This is a genomic window from Streptomyces sp. NPDC053048 (genome assembly GCF_044547045.1).
GTDB lineage: Bacteria > Actinomycetota > Actinomycetes > Streptomycetales > Streptomycetaceae > Streptomyces.
Window position 1 is genome coordinate 33,045 of sequence record NZ_JBITZS010000004.1, and the last position, 14,496, is coordinate 47,540.

13 protein-coding genes are annotated in these 14,496 nt (G+C 73.9%); 2 read left to right on the plus strand and 11 right to left on the minus strand.

Annotation, left to right across the window (positions count from 1 at the left end; translation table 11 throughout):
* Window positions 1-21: 21 nt before the first annotated feature.
* Window positions 22-897 (minus strand): hypothetical protein, encoded by an 876-nt coding sequence (locus tag ACIG36_RS11280; protein ID WP_399925468.1) that lies wholly within the window; start codon window positions 895-897, stop codon window positions 22-24.
* A 57-nt stretch (window positions 898-954) separates the two neighbouring features.
* The gene (locus ACIG36_RS11285; RefSeq protein ID WP_399925470.1) at window positions 955-1,386 is read right to left on the minus strand and encodes a hypothetical protein; all 432 of its coding nucleotides are present in this window, start codon (window positions 1,384-1,386) and stop codon (window positions 955-957) included.
* 66 nt (window positions 1,387-1,452) lie between these two features.
* Here ACIG36_RS11285 and ACIG36_RS11290 point away from each other — a divergent pair, with 66 nt between their 5' ends.
* Window positions 1,453-5,334 carry a CHAT domain-containing protein gene (locus ACIG36_RS11290; protein WP_399925472.1) on the plus strand — a complete coding sequence of 1,294 codons (3,882 nt, stop codon included), beginning with the start codon at window positions 1,453-1,455 and terminating at the stop codon, window positions 5,332-5,334.
* 17 nt (window positions 5,335-5,351) lie between these two features.
* Here ACIG36_RS11290 and ACIG36_RS11295 read toward each other — a convergent pair whose 3' ends face one another.
* From ACIG36_RS11295 to ACIG36_RS11320, 6 genes are all read right to left on the minus strand, one after another.
* Complete coding sequence (locus ACIG36_RS11295) at window positions 5,352-6,035, minus strand: DUF6766 family protein (protein ID WP_399925474.1); 684 nt, start codon at window positions 6,033-6,035, stop codon at window positions 5,352-5,354.
* A gap of 87 nt (window positions 6,036-6,122) precedes the next feature.
* Window positions 6,123-6,545 carry a hypothetical protein gene (locus ACIG36_RS11300; protein ID WP_399925476.1) on the minus strand — a complete coding sequence of 141 codons (423 nt, stop codon included), beginning with the start codon at window positions 6,543-6,545 and terminating at the stop codon, window positions 6,123-6,125.
* A gap of 110 nt (window positions 6,546-6,655) precedes the next feature.
* A complete protein-coding gene (locus ACIG36_RS11305; protein ID WP_399925478.1) occupies window positions 6,656-7,051 on the minus strand; it encodes a peptidase inhibitor family I36 protein in 396 nt (131 codons plus the stop codon).
* 193 nt (window positions 7,052-7,244) lie between these two features.
* The gene (locus tag ACIG36_RS11310) at window positions 7,245-8,486 is read right to left on the minus strand and encodes a hypothetical protein (RefSeq protein WP_399925480.1); all 1,242 of its coding nucleotides are present in this window, start codon (window positions 8,484-8,486) and stop codon (window positions 7,245-7,247) included.
* A 90-nt stretch (window positions 8,487-8,576) separates the two neighbouring features.
* Window positions 8,577-9,242: a DUF4360 domain-containing protein gene (locus ACIG36_RS11315; protein WP_399925482.1), complete on the minus strand. Its 666-nt coding sequence runs from the start codon at window positions 9,240-9,242 to the stop codon at window positions 8,577-8,579.
* A gap of 72 nt (window positions 9,243-9,314) precedes the next feature.
* Complete coding sequence (locus tag ACIG36_RS11320; RefSeq protein WP_399925484.1) at window positions 9,315-9,959, minus strand: DUF4360 domain-containing protein; 645 nt, start codon at window positions 9,957-9,959, stop codon at window positions 9,315-9,317.
* Window positions 9,960-10,134: 175 nt separating this feature from the next.
* On the opposite strand from ACIG36_RS11320, the gene ACIG36_RS11325 reads away from it, so the two are divergent.
* On the plus strand, window positions 10,135-10,716 hold the full coding sequence (locus ACIG36_RS11325; RefSeq protein WP_399925486.1) for a nucleoside deaminase: 582 nt from the start codon (window positions 10,135-10,137) through the stop codon (window positions 10,714-10,716).
* On the opposite strand, the gene ACIG36_RS11330 is transcribed toward ACIG36_RS11325, so the two are convergent.
* From ACIG36_RS11330 to asnB, 3 genes are read right to left on the minus strand one after another with little or no spacing between them, the layout of a single operon-like run.
* On the minus strand, window positions 10,707-11,603 hold the full coding sequence (locus ACIG36_RS11330) for a catechol 1,2-dioxygenase (protein ID WP_399925488.1): 897 nt from the start codon (window positions 11,601-11,603) through the stop codon (window positions 10,707-10,709). The two genes, ACIG36_RS11325 and ACIG36_RS11330, sit on opposite strands and share 10 nt — an antisense overlap.
* Window positions 11,604-11,646: 43 nt before the next feature.
* Window positions 11,647-12,618, minus strand: a complete 972-nt coding sequence (locus ACIG36_RS11335; RefSeq protein ID WP_399925490.1) for a quinone oxidoreductase family protein — start codon at window positions 12,616-12,618, stop codon at window positions 11,647-11,649.
* Complete coding sequence (gene asnB / locus ACIG36_RS11340) at window positions 12,618-14,495, minus strand: asparagine synthase (glutamine-hydrolyzing) (RefSeq protein ID WP_399925492.1); 1,878 nt, start codon at window positions 14,493-14,495, stop codon at window positions 12,618-12,620. The genes ACIG36_RS11335 and asnB overlap by 1 nt, the downstream gene beginning before the upstream one ends.
* Window position 14,496: the final 1 nt, after the last annotated feature.

Genomic DNA, 14,496 nt, shown 5'->3' on the forward strand with positions numbered 1-14,496 from the left:
AACGGCCGAGGACGACGACCGTCAATCCCCCTTGCGGAACAGCTCCGACATGCGGTTGCCGGTCTCGTGCGACAGCGGACCGGGCGACTCCATGCCGATCAGCCCCGCCAGCTCGCGGGCGTGCACGTCGGCGGCGGCCTCGACGAGGCCGGCCAGCGCCTCGAGGGCGTCCCGCGCGCGGAACCGCGCGACCGTCGCACAGGCCAGCGCCACCAGCGCTGCCGGCCACCACCAGACGGCGACGACCGCGTACATCAGGGCCCAGGCTGCCAGCCGCGCGCCGGCGGCGAAGGAGTCGCGCGCCGACGCCACCTGCTGCTGCGCGGACTCGGCCAGGACCAGCCACAGGCGCGGCCACAGTGCGGCGAGGTCCACCCCGTAGGCGGCGTCGACCCGGGCGGCGGCGGCCTCCATGCGGTCGCCGTACCAGGTGGGGCGGCTGGGCGGGACGAGCGCGACGCGGTCGCGGGCACGGGTGCGGCGTTCGATCCCGGCGCCATCGACACCGGGATCCCTGATGGCCTCGGTGCGTTCACGGTCCCTGCGCTCCCAGCGCGCCCGGCGCCGGCGCGCCTGGGCGCGGGAGAGCGGGTCGGCGGCATCGCGCAGCAGGCAGCGTTCGATGGCCGTGCCGAGGAACTGCGCGGCCATCGACGCCGCCGCGGAGAGCAGCAGGACGGCCGCGACGAGCAACGCGGCCGTGCCGGGCCGTTCGGCGGCGGGCCGGCCGGCCAGGTGGTCCAGGGCGGCGCGCAGCCGGCCGGCGTCGTGCCAGTGGCCGTGGCCCAGCGTCCGGCCGGCCACCGCGATGCCGAGGAAGAGCGCGCCGGGCAGCACGAGCAGGTTCAGCCAGCGCTCGGTCAGTTTGGTGCCGACCGTGGCGAGGAGCGGGTTCATGGCGTGGGCGCGTTCAGGGCGTCAGGGGGCTCGTGCGGAATCGGGGAGGTCATGGTGTCAGCGGTCCCGGGCCAGGCGTTCCTTGCGCATGCGGGCGCCGTGGAGCGGGCACTGGGGGGCCGGCCACAGGTCCCGGGCCGGTTCGCGCCGGGTGCACGGCACCTCCCCCGGGCACAGGGCGACCCTGATCGCCGGCCGGAGGCCGGGAAGCCCCGGTGCGACGACGGCGGCCCGGCTCACGGGCGCGCCGCGGAAGCGGCCGAGCAGCCCGCGCGCGTCGCCCGCCCTGCGCAGCGCGTCGTCCACCGCCCGGAACGCGACCGCCAGTTCCTCCTCGGATCGGGCCGGCGCCCTCAGCAGCGCCACCGCCCTCGCCACCGCTTCGCGCACCCGCGCGTCGCCGTGGCCGTGCCCGTCGGACTCCGCGAGCAGTCCGCACAACGCGGCTGTGCGTTCGGCAAGTTGAAGTTCCCCCTCTGGTGCCACCATGGTCACCAGTGTGCCGGAAAACGCGTGCGCCGGAATGCCGTTCGAGGGGAAGGCGAGGTGGCGGACATGACCGACACGGACCGGGACCGGTCGGTGCGCGCGGTCCACGACCGGGTGCGGCGGGCGGTGGAAGGGGAGGATCCCGGCGCGCTGTTCGGCCAGGAGGCGGACGCCGAGCTGCGCGCGCTGATGACCGCCGCCGACCTGCGGACGGACATGGAGGCGCGGTGGTGTGCCGGCTGGTTCTTCTGGTGCCGCTGCGCCGCGCTCGGCGAGGGGCGGGGCGCCGTCGAGGGCGGTTGCGCGGGCACCCTGCTCCTGCCCGTCTGGGCCGCCGATCCGGAGGCCGTACCGGAGGAACTGGCGGCGGGCTACGCCCGCGCGCCCCGGGACCGCATACCCGATCCCCGGGACGCGGACGGGCCCGGCGAATGGCACGGGCTCTGCGTGGTGTGCACGAGCGCGGTGGAAGGACGGCTCGCGGAACTGCCCTCCGAGGCGCACGGCCTCCTGGCGGAGCTCCGCGCGGAGGCCGAGGCGATCTCGCCTCCGGGGCAGGTGCCGGAGCAGCCCGAGGAGGTGACGGTTGCCATCGCCTGCGGCACCCTGGCCGCGCTCGCCACCCCCGTCGCCGATCCCGCCTATCCCGTCCGCGTCGCCGCCCTCGCCTCCGCCCTGTCGGCGGCCGGCCGCCTGCTGCGCGAGCCTGCGAGCCTCGACCAGGCCGTGCAATTCACCCATCACGCCCTCAAGCACACTCCCGCGACCGATCCGGAACGACTGGACCTGCTGAGCAATCTCGGGCTGGTGCTGCGGGAGCGCTACGAACTCGCGCACGACCCCGGCGACCTGGACGAGGCCATCGGCATCGCCCGCGACGTCGTCGCCCAGGCCGAGGACCACCGCGCCGAGACCCACCGCGCCGGCGACCGCCGCACCGGCCCCGGGCACCCCGGCCTCGCCCGGTACCTCAGCTCTCTGGCGTACGTCCTCCAGCTCCGGCTGCGGCACGAGGGCGACACGCCCGACCGGTACGACGAGGTCGTGGGCCTGTTCCGGCGTGCCGCGCCCGGCGATCCCAACGGCCGTGAGGCGGGCCTGCTGAACCTGGCCGGCGCGCTGGTCCAGCGCTCCACGCGCACGGGCTCGGTGCGCGACCTCGACGAGGCCGTCTCCTTGCTGACCGAGGCGCTGCGGCTGCCGTGCCGCGATCCCCGGCTGCGGGCCGGCCTGACCGGCACCCTGGCGATCGCCCTGCGGACGCGCCACGCGCGCACCGGCAGGGCCGAGGACCTCGAGCGGGCGGCCGCGCTGGTGGGCCCGGACGCGCGGAACGGCCACGCGCGGAAAGGCCACGCGCAGGCAGGCCCGGACGTGGTGGCACGGACGCCCGCGCAGCTGGCCAATGCCGCGCTCGTCCTGCGCGCCCGCTACGACCACGACGGCGACGTCGCCGCACTGCGGGAGGCCCTCGCGCTGCTGCGCGAGGCCGTCGGGGCGCTTCCCGCCGGGCACCCGGACCGGCCCTCCGCCCTGAGCAACCTGGGGAGCGTGCTCTTCTCCAGCCATCAGCACTCCGGCGCCGAGGAGGAACTGGCCGAGGCCGTCGACGTGCTGCGCGAGGCGGTGGCGCGCACCCCGCGGGGGCATCAGCTGCTGGCCGTCCGGCTGCTGAACCTCGGAGGTGTGCTGCGCCTGCGCCACGACCTGACGGGCGACTCGGCCGACCTGCGGGAGTCGCTGCGGTGCCGGCGCGATGCCGCCGGGCTGCCGGATCTGCCGCCCACGGAGCGGGCCGCGATCCTGTCGGCGACCGGCATCGCGACGCTGCGGAGCGCGGGACGGACGCAGGACCCGGCGGACGTCGAGGAGGCGATCGACCGGATGCGGGCCGCCGTGGAGCTGACCCCCGAGGGGGACCGGCGGCTGCCGGCGCGGCGGCTCAACCTGGCCGGCTGCCTCCTCGCCCGCTTCGGCAGAACGGGCCGCCGCAGGGATCTGCGGGAGGCCCGTGCGCTCGCGGACGCGGCGCTCGCGGCACTGCCGGCGGGCAGTGAGGAGCGCAAGGCCGCGCTGGTGGTGGCCGCCGAGGTCCGGGCGGCGGGCTTGCGGGTCCTGTGGTCGCCCGGCGCGCAGCAGGAGGTGACCGGGCTGCTGCGCGAGGCGGTGGACGGCACGCCGGAGGGGCACCCGGCGCGGGCACGGCGGCTGTACGCGGCGGGGAGGGTGCTGCGGGCCCGGCACGACCGTACCCGGCGGCCGGCGGACCTCGAGGAGGCGGCCGGGCTCTTCCGCGACGCGGCGCGGGCGGCGCAGTGCCCGCCCTCCGAGCGGCTGGAGGCGGCCCGGGAGTGGGCCGTCGCCTGCGGGGAACTGGGCCGGATGGAGGCTGCGTTGGAGGGCTGGGTCCTGGCCGTCGATCTGCTGCCCTCCCTCGCGCCGCGCCACCTGGTCCGTCACGACCAGGAGTTCTGGCTGGGCCGGGCCGTCGGGCTCGGCGCCGAGGCGGCGGCCTGCGCGGTCCGGTGCGGTGACCCGGCGCTGGCGGTGACGCTGCTGGAGCGGGCGCGCGGGATCCTGCTGGCGCAGGCCTTCGACGCGGACGTCGATCTCGCGGAGCTGCGGGCCGCGGCACCGGAACTGGCGGGTCGTTTCGTGCGGCTGCGCGAGTCGCTGGACGCCACGACGGGCGCCCACGACCTACTGGACGAGAAGGCCCCGGGCGCGACGGCCGAGGGGATGCCGAGCGCCGAGCCCCGCCGGCGGCTGGCGGCCGAGTGGCGGGAGCTGACGGCCCGTATCCGCGCCGAGCACCCGGAGCTGGGACTCTTCCGGCCGGTCGGCGCGGAGGACGCGGCCGGTCTGCGGGCCGCGGCCGCGGAAGGGCCGGTCGTACTGGTCAACGTCTCGCGGCTCGGCAGCGCCGCCCTGATCGTCACCGAACGCTCCATCGACGCCGAACCGTTGCCGGACCTGACGCCGCAGGAGGTGGCCGCGCGCACGCGGCGCTTCCAGGACGCCCTGGCCCGGCTGGAGTCGCCGGAGTGCACGGGGGACGAGGCCCTGCGGGCCCAGCGGGAGGTGCGGGGGACGCTGGCGTGGCTGTGGTCGGCCGTCACCGGCCCGGTCCTCGCCCGGCTCGGGCTGACCGCTCCGCCCGCCCCCGGCCGGCCGTGGCCGCGCCTGTGGTGGTCCCCGGGCGGGGCCCTGGGCACACTGCCGCTGCACGCCGCCGCTCCCCCCAACGCCTCCCCCGGCGCACTCGACCTGGTGGTGTCCTCCTACACGCCCACCGTTCGGGCGCTGCGGCACGCCCGTACCCGCGAGCGCAGGGCGGGCCGGGAGCCGGCCCGTCTGCTGGCGGTGGCGGTGCCGGAAGCGGAGGGGCTGCCCCCGCTGCACGAGGCGCGGGGCGAGGCGGCGTGGCTGGGCGGGCTGTTCCCCGGCACCACGGTTCTCGAGGGCGCCGCCGCCGGCCGCGCGGCGGTGGAGGCCCGGCTGCGTGACCACTCCTACGCGCATTTCGCCTGTCACACGGTCGGCGATCCGCACGGGCCGTCGGCCGGCCGGCTGGTGCTGCACGGACCCGCCGGGCAGTGGCCGACCGTCCGTGACCTGTCCCGGCTGCGGCTGCCCGCCGCCCGGCTCGCCTATCTGTCCGCGTGCGACACGCTGCGCACCAGCCCCGGCCTCGCCGACGAGGCCGTCCATGTCGTCAGTGCGCTGCAGATGGCGGGCTTCGCCCATGTCGTGGGTTCCCTGTGGCACGTGGACGACACGGTGGGGGCCCGCATCGCCCGGACGGTGTACGAGACGCTGGGCACCGGCGGCGGGGGGCTCGACGCGGGCCGGACCGCCTGGGCGCTGCACCGTGCGGTGCGCCAGGTGCGCGAGGAGTATCCGGCGACGCCCAGCCTGTGGGCGTGCCACGTGCACGCCGGACCGTGAAGGGCGCTGGGCCGGGGTCAGCCTTCGACGCCGGTGGCGTGGTGGGCGGCGCCGACGGGTTTCGATTCGGGTGAGCCGCGCTGGCGGAGGTAGATGGACAGGACGGCCATGGAGGCGACGGCCAGCAGCTCGGACTGCCAGTTCTGCAGGGTGCGGCTCCAGAACTCGGCGCGCAGCAGGTATTCGCTCCAGCTGAGGGGAGCCTGCAGCTGGCGCAGCTGGCGTTCGTTGAACGAGGAGGCGCCGGTGACGGACTGGCTGTACCAGGACAGCAGGAAGAGGCCGCCCATGACCAGGCCGAGCGAGCGGGAGTACACCGTCCGGCGCCAGCCCCGGGCGGCGGCCCAGCGGGGTGAGTCGGCGTGCGCGTGGTCGCCGACCATCTGCCGCTCGTCGGATTCGAGGCCGGCTTCGTGGGTCTGCTTGGACTCGGGTGAGCCGCGCTGGACGAGCCAGACGGTGACGAAGACGTAGAGGAAGAACTGCAGGTACTCCGACTGCCAGTTCTCGGTGACGTCGACCGCGAAGTCGGAGGACGTCAGATAGGCGCTCAGGCTGACCGGCTCGAGGCCGTCGACGATGAGTTCGCTGTTGAACTCGGCCCGGCCGGCGGCCGCCTGGCCCGCGATCGCCAGGACGAACGCGCCGCCGAAGGCGAGGCTGAGCCCGTTGTCGCGGAGGAAGCGCGTGACGCGGCTCATCGGTGCATCAGCCCGAGGGCGATGAAGTAGGCCAGCCCCACGGCGATGACCAGCAGGCACGAGCCGAACACCGTTCTCATGGCGGTGTCACCCCCCTTTGAGTGCGCATCGGTAGGGCTGTTCGCCGCGCGGCCGGCACCCCGCCGCGGTCACCTTCCATCCGTCGGTGAAGTGGGCGAGGAAGAGGGTGTCGTGTGCGAGGACCGCCCGTGCCTGGTCGCCGTAGACGTCGATGTGCCGGACGGGGCCGGCCGCCGGGAGGTCCTCGTCCTCCAGCGCCCGGTCGCAGGGGGTCTTGGCCGACTCCTCCAATTCCTCGCGGGTGCCGGGGGCGAGCTCGGCGCACATCACCGCCCTCTGCCGGGCCTCGAGGGCCTGTTCGAAGCGGTCGGCCGCCGCGCGTGCGTCGTCGCGCCGCTCGGCGACGGTGCCGCAGGCCGTCGTGGCGGCGAGGAGCGTTCCCGCGAGCACGGCGCCGTACGTCCTGGCGCGGCGGCGGGGCCCGTTCACGACGCGATCACGCGCACCACCCTAGAACGCGAGTCCCGGCATTCGGGACATCTCACCCGTGGAGCGTGGGGCCCGTGTCGCTGCTCACGGGCCCCCTGCCGGTCATGGGGTCAGCACCGGCCTCCGTTGACGCCGTCGATCCGGCCGCCGAAGTCGCCCCGGTAGGTGCGGCGCCAGTCGCCGTTGTGCACCTGACGCGTCTCCTTCGGGTTCCAGTTGATGAAGCAGGCGTCGGTGCTCGCCACGAAGGAGCCGACCTTGTCGTGGAGTGAGGGTGGCAGGTCGCGGTAGCCGCTGCTTGCCGTCCACTCCCAGCTGCTGCCGCTGAAGTCCGTTCCGCTGAAGAAGCAGACCGAGCCGCCCGGACAGGGTGGCGGGCCGGCGGGCGGAGCCGCCATGGCGTTCGCGGCCGGCATGAGCAGGGCGGTCAGGGACAGGGCGGCGGCGACGGACCACGTGCGCGGCGCGATGCCGAGGTTCCGCAGCCGGGTGCTGATCATTCTCATGTTCTCTTCCCTTCTGACGGCGGCTCACCGGGAAGCCGCTGGCGATGGAACCGTCCGCGAGTGACGAGGGGTGGCCTGGGGTCCACCCCCGCATCACGGACGGCAACATCCTCCCCACCCTCGGTGATGCCGGCGAAGGGCTTCGAGCGTGATCGAAGGGACGGGCCGCGGGCGGCGGCCCGTCCCCCCGGTGTCAGCGCCGGAGCCTGATCCGGTACACGCGCCGCCGCTCGGGGTGCTCGGCCAGGCACCAGAGCCTGCCCGCGTCGTAGCTGAGGTCCTCGGGCCCGATGGCGAGTGTTCCGCTCCTCGTCGGGCTGCCCCGGCGGCCCTTGTGCAGCCACAGCTGTCCGGCCTTGGGGGCGGCCGGCCCTCTGCCGTCCCCGGGGCCCTTCGTACCGCCGACGTTGGCGGCGTAGTAGGCGTCGTCGCCCACGGCGACCGCGCCCTGGACGTAGGGCTTGGACGTCCAGTCCTCGTCGGACTGCCCGTCGGTCAGGTAGCCGGACGGGCTCAGGTTCCAGCGCACGACCTTGCCCCTGCGGTCCTTGTAGTACTCGCTGACGACGAGGGAGTGGGGTGCGTCGCGGCGTGTGCGGTCCAGCGACAGCTGCGAGTGCCGCAGTGTGCTGCTGCCGCCCCGGTTCTCGTACAGGTGGTGCAGCGGCAGGATGTAGTCGTAGCCGAAGGCCTTGCGCTTGTCCGCCCCCTTCACCTTGACCATCCGGGCGAGGTCGAAGGCGCTCACCCCGCCCTGCTTGAAGGGGGAGAAGTAGCCGGGCAGGTTGGCGACGTAGAGGAAGTTGCCGACCCAGGCCACGCCTCCGGCGTGCATGATCACCGGGTTGAAGCCGGCGGTGTCCGAGCCGTGCAGTTGGGTGGGCTCGACCAGCAGCACATGCTGGTAGCGCGGCCGCTTCGGGTCTCCGGTCACGTCGATGAAGCTGATGCGGGCGCCCCGGTGTTCGTGGTTCTCGTTGCCGTACCAGCTGACCGCGACGATCTTCCTGCCGCCCAGGGTGCCGCCGTAGCCGTCGACAGTGGTGCTGATGCCCTGCGGGTACCACTGAGTGGTACTGCCGTCGAGCTTGCCGTGCGGGTCCTCGGTGTCCGGGTCCCAGGAGAAGCCGTAGTCGAAGCCGGTCGGCTCGATGCCGCTGCCGGGCCCGTCGCGCCAGTTGCCCACGGGGCCGCCGGCGCGCTCGGGACGGCGCAGCACGTCCCCGACCAGGTCAGCGGGTTCCAGGCGGCGGCGGAGGGTGTCGGCAGCGGCGGACCAGTTGCGGTGGTAGTCGTCCGTCGGGCCGAGCCGCATCACGAGGGTGAAGCCGCCGGGTGCGGCGTGTGCCGCGGACGGTGCGAGCAGGCCGCCGGCGGTCGCCGCCAGGGGTGCTGCGGCCAGGCCGCGCAGGATCGCTCTTCGTGTGGTGTCCATGGCGAGGCACCGTAGGGGCGGAGCCCGCCATTCGGTACGGGCGTGACGCCGGCGGCGTCGAGCGGCGTCAGGCCACCGGCGCGGCCCGTGTCACGGCTTGGGGCATTCCTTCCAGGCGAAGTGGTAGAGGGTGTTGATGCTGCCGTCCGTGGAGTCCATCGCCAGGAAGCTGGTGGTCTTGGTGGGGTCGGAGGTGCCCGCGTCGACGCGCAGTTCGGTGTTGATGTTGAAGTAGCGGATGGCTCCGCAGGGCGCGTAGATCAGCTGGTCGATCTCCGTGGTGTCGGTCGTCTGCCAGTTGTCGTTGAGCGGCCCGCCGAAGTGGTGGTTGACGTAGGCCGTCTGCGACATGCCCTGGAAGTAGTAGTTGGCCCGCTCCAGCCCCGTGGCGCCCTTCTCCAGGTGGGCGAAGCCTCGGTAGTCGGCCTGGGCGATGGCGTAGGTGAAGCCCTGGGGGACGTGCACGTTGAGGCTGAGCTGGCAGTTCTTGCGGAAGTCGGTGGGCTTGGCACCCAGCCCCACCTGGGCGACGTAGTTGCTGTAGGAGACGGTGAACGCGGTGTTGTCGGGTGAGACATTGACGTTCGCCGTCCCCGCGGGACAGCCCGATCCGTTGACCGTGACCACATCGATGACGATCTTGTCGGGCGGCGGTACGCCGTCCGTGGCCGCCGAGGGCGACGGGGTCGCGGTGGCCAGGAGCGCCACGGCCGCGCTGGTGATCACCGCCGGTCTGTACATGGCCGGTCCGAACATGGAGCTTCCTCCCACTGGCTGGGCCCGCGCGGCATGGCGCTGCTGACGTTGGGTGTGCCGTGCGGAACCCCGTCAGGGGCATTCCTTCCAGGCGAAGTGGTAGAGGGTGTTGACGCTGCCGTCGGTGGAGTCCATCGCCATGAAGCTGTTGGTCGTCGTCGGGTCCGAGGTGCCCGCGCCGACCCGCAGTTCGGTGTTGACGTTGAGGATCCGCTGCGAGCCGCAGGGGGCGAAGACGAGGGCGTTGACGTCGGTGATGTCGGACGTCTGCCAGTTGTCGCTCATGGGGCCGGTGAAGCGGTGGCTGACCGTGGTCGTGTTGGCCGAGCCCTGGAAGTAGTAGCTGGCCCGCTCCATGCCGGTGGCGCCCGGTGCGAGGTGGGCGAAGCCGCGGTAGTCCGCGCGGGCGATGGCGTAGGTGTAGCCCTGGGGGACGTGCACGTTCAGGCCGAGCTGGCAGTTCTTGCGGAAGTCGGTGGGGCCGGAGCCGGCCCCCACCTGGGCGAGGTAGTTGCTGTAGCTGACGGTGAAGGCGGTGTTGTCCGCCGCGACCGCGACGGCGGCCGTCCCGGCGGGACAGCCCGAGCCGTTGACGGCCACCACGTCGATGACCACCCTGCCCGGCGGGGGCCCGCCGTTCGGGGCGGCCTGTGCCGGGGAGTACGAGGCGGCCGTGAGCACGAGGGCCGCTCCGGCGGTCAGCGCCGGTCTGAGCATGGGAACCCCTCCCACCGTCTGTGCGGGGTCGATTGGTGCGGTCCATACGACCACCACCCTGGGGGCATGTACAGGTCAATGTTTGGCCGACCCCGTACGCCCCCGTCACCCCGCCGGAGCAGGCAATTCCGCCGGATCGGGCCGGAAAGGCACCCTTGCGTGCTACGACAGGGCCATGCCCTCCCCCCTCTCCTCCCGGCGGCGCTTCCTCCGCGCGGCCGCCACGGCCGCCGCCGCCCCGCTGACCCCGGCCGGCACTCCCCCACCGGCGGCCGCCCGCACGCGCGACGACGACCGGTGGACCGGCGACTGGCCGCACCCGCTGCGCTCCGCGGTGCTGCGGGCGATGCCCGCGGCCGTCGAGTACGCCCGCGCGTCGGCCAGATGGCGGTTCGGGGCGGTCCTGGTCGACGCCGCCACGGGCGCGGTGACGGCCGGGGCCGGCAACACCACCGAGAGCGGCGACCCCACGGCCCACGCGGAGGTGAACCTCCTGCGTTCGGCCTCCGCCGCCGGTCTCCACCTGCCCTCGCACGTCCTGGTCAGCACGGCCGAGCCCTGCCCGATGTGTGCCGGTGCCGCCCTGTGGGGCGGGGTGCGCGCCGTGGCGTACGGGACGTCGATCGCCAAGCTGATCGCCGTGGGGATGCCCCAGATCGACGTTCCGCTGACCGAGGTCGTCCGCCGCTCGCGCCTGCCCCGCCCCGCCCTGGGCCGCGATGTGCGGCCCGAGCTCACCGATCCCCTCTACCGCTGAGGCGGCCGACCGACGGCCCGGCCGTCGGTCGGCCCGGCGAACCAGATGTGGACCTGGCCGGTCCCGATGCCGTTCTCGTACTCGCCGTAGCGGCGGCCGGGCGCCTGGCACCCCTCGCCGCCCAACGCGCCCGCCAGCATCAGGTAGTGGCCGAAACGCGCCTCGGGGGCGAACCTCAGATACTCCGGCATGGACGCGATCACCCGGTCGTGCCGGCCCGCCTCGAGCCAGGCGATCCGCCGCTCGTCCGCCGCGCGCGCCTCGGGAGTGACGATGTTGCCGGGATCCCCCGCCATACGGCCGCGCAGCTCCGCCAGCGGCCAGAAGCGGTGGGACAGCCCGCCCGAGGCGATCAGCAGCACCTTGCGGTCGAGCCCGGCGACCGCCTCCCCGACGGCCTCGCCCACGCGCAGGAAGTCCTCCGTGGTGGCCGTCTGGCAGACCGACACCGACACCCAGGGCCTGCCCTCCTGGCCGAGGTAGGTCCACAGGTTGAGCGTCGCGTAGTGGATCGGCAGGTACGGGTCGTCGTTCGCGCTGACCCACAGCGCACGTTTCCGGCCCGTCGCGGCGACGGCGGCGGCCAGTTCGGGGTCGCCGGGGATGTCGTAGGGCAGCCGGCTGATCGCCCCGGGCATCTCGTCCGAGGTGAACAGGCCCGCGCGGCGCGGATGGGCGGTGATCACCACCTCGGTCGTGGTGGCCCAGTGGGAGTCGAACACCACGACGGTGTCGTAGTCGGCCGCCTCGATCTCCTCGGTCCGCAGCCGTCTCAGACCGGTCGCGAGCGTGAAGTCGCGGCCCTTGTTCTCCTTGATCCTCACCTCTTCGGGGAACATGATGACCGGTGCGTGCGAGACCAGGCCGGCACCGACGATGTCGCCCATGGAATGACCTCCTTCGCGGTCGGGGGCATGAGGGGACGAACGGCTACGGGACGAGCAGCAGCTTCCCGGTGGTACGCCGGGCCGCGAGGTCCGTGTGCGCGCGGTGCGCCTCCGCCAGCGGGTACGTGCCGCCGGCGGTGAACCTCAGCGTGCCGTCGGCGAGACCGGCGAACACCTCCCCGGCCCGCCGCTCGAACTCCTCGACGGTGGCCCGGAAGTGCTCGAGGTAGGGGCGCGTCAGCGTCAGCGAGCCGCCCCACAGCAGCCGCATCACATCCACCGGCGGCACCGGCCCGCCCGCGCCCCCGTAGAGGACGAGCGTGCCCCGGGTGCGCAGCGATGCCAGGCTCGCGTCGAAGGTGGGGGCGCCGACGCCGTCGTACACCGCGTGGACCCCCTCCCCGCCGGTCAGGCGGCGCACCTCGGCGGCCAGGTCCTCGGTCTCGGTGTAGCGGACGATCTCGTCGGCGCCGTTGTCCCGGGCCTGCTTCTCCTTCCACTCGGTGGAGACCGTGCCGATGACACGGACGCCGCGGCGCTTGAGGAACTGGGTGAGCAGCAGCCCCACTCCGCCGGCGGCGGCGTGGACCAGCACGGTCTCGCCGGTGCGCCCCGGGTAGGAGTCGTTGACCAGGTAGTGGGCCGTCATGCCCTGGACGAGCACGCCGCCGGCGGTCCGCAGGTCGATCGAGTCCGGGACGAGGATGGCCTTCTCCTGCGGGACGACCACCCGGGTGGCGTAGCTGCCCAGGACGGTGGTCCAGGCGACCCGGTCGCCCGGCTCGAACCGGGTCACGCCGGGGCCGACGGAGAGGACCACTCCCGATCCCTCCTCGCCGGGCACGCTGGGCAGGGGCAGCGGATAGCGGCCCTCGCGGCGGTAGAGGTCGATGAAGTTGACCCCGGCGGCGGCGAGTTCGACGAGTATCTCTCCCGCGCCGGGCCGCGGTTCGGGCTTCTCGACGTAGAGCTGGACCTCGGGTCCGCCGGTCTCGCGGATCTCGATGGCGTGCATCAGTTCGTTCCCTTCACTCCGGTCAGTGCGACCTGGTAGGTGCGTGCCCAGTCGTCCAGGCGGACGGTGGACTCGACGAGGATCCGCTCGAATTCCGACAGGCTGCCGGTGGCGGTGCGCCCGGTGAGCCGCCGCACCGCTTCGCCGTCGAGGAAGGGGCGCAGCGGTGCCCCCTCCTCGCCGGCGGCCGTGGTGAGGCCGGTGATCAGGGCGCGGTCGTAGGCGGGGTCCTGGATGGAGGGGTAGGCGGCCTTCTTGCGGCGCAGCACCGACTCGGGCAGCAGGTCGGCGGCGGCCGCGCGCAGCAGTGCCTTCTCCTCGCCGCTGAAGGTCTTCATCTCCCAGGGGACGTTGAAGACGTACTCGACGAGGCGGTGGTCGCAGAACGGCACCCGGCCCTCCAGGCCGCTCGCCATGCCCATCCGGTCCTTCTTGTCCAGCAGGATGGGCAGCCACCGGGTCAGGGTGAGGTAGCCGAGCTCCCGGGTGCGCCGCTCGGCCGCGTTCTCGCCGTCGAGGTGCGGGACCTCGGCGAGCGCGGTGCGGTAGAGGTCGGCCTCGTAGGTGCCGAGGTCGATGCCGTCGACGAACCAGGGGTGGAAGAGGGAGCGGGGGTCGAGGCCGCGGTGGGCGCCCAGCTTGAGCCAGGGGAAGGTCTCGGCGCGCCGCGCCTCGGGGTCGGAGAACCACAGGTAGCCGCCGAAGACCTCGTCGGCGCCCTCTCCGGACAGGGCGACGGTCGCGTGCTCGCGGACGGCGGCGAAGAGCAGGTAGAGGGAGACGTCGAGGTCCGCGAAGTTGAACGGCAGGTCCCAGGCCCCGAGGACAGTGCGGCGGACGTCCGGGTCGAGGAGCCGGGCGCGGTCCAGGACGACGGGGTGGTGGTCGCTGCCGACGTGCCGGGCGACCTCGAGGGCGTAGGGGCCGTCGGGGGTGGGGCGGATGGCGTCGGCCCGGAAGTTCTCGGTGTGGCCGGTGAAGTCGACGGAGAAGGTGGAAAGGCGGCCGCCCCCGGCGGCGCGGGTGCGGGCGGCGAGCGCGGTGACCGTGCTGGAGTCGAGCCCGCCGGACAGCAGCGAGACCAGGGGCACGTCGGCGACCATCTGGCGCGGGACGATGTCGTCGAGCAGGTCGCGGACGGTGGCGACGGTGGTCTTCAGGTCGTCGGTGTGCGGGCGGGACTCCAGCGTCCAGTACCGCCGTTCGGTGATGCCGGCGCGGCTCACCCGCAGGAGGTGGCCGGGCTTGAGCTCGCGCATGCCGCGGAAGGGCACGCGTCCGGGGGTGCGCAGGAACAGCAGCGCGTCGCACAGCTCCTCCGCTCCCGCCTCGGCGCTCGCCAGGGGGTTGGCGAGGATCGCCTTGGGCTCGGAGCCGAAGAGCACGCCGCCGGGCGTGGGGTGGTAGTAGAGGGGCTTGACGCCCAGCCGGTCGCGGACCAGCAGCAGTTCCTCGCGGGCGGTGTCCCAGATGGCGAGGGAGTACATGCCGTTGAGGCGGTGGACGAAGTCCTCGCCCCACTGCAGGTAGGCGCGCAGTGCCACCTCGGTGTCGCTGCGGGTGGCGAACCGGTGGCCGAGCAGGACGAGTTCCTCGCGCAGCTCGGGGAAGTTGTAGATCTCACCGCCGTAGGTGATCACCGCTCGTGGCAGGTTCCTCGGCCCGTGTTCGGGGGTGCGCATCGGCTGGGCGCCGTGTTCGAGGTCGATGACGGACAGCCGCCGGTGTCCCAGCGCCACGTGCGCGTCCAGCCAGGTGCCGCGGGCGTCGGGGCCGCGGGCGGCCAGGGTGTCGGTCATGGAGTCGACGACCGCGGCCGCCGAGGGGTCGTCGGTGAGGTCGCGGGTGAAGTCGACCCATCCGGTGATGCCGCACATT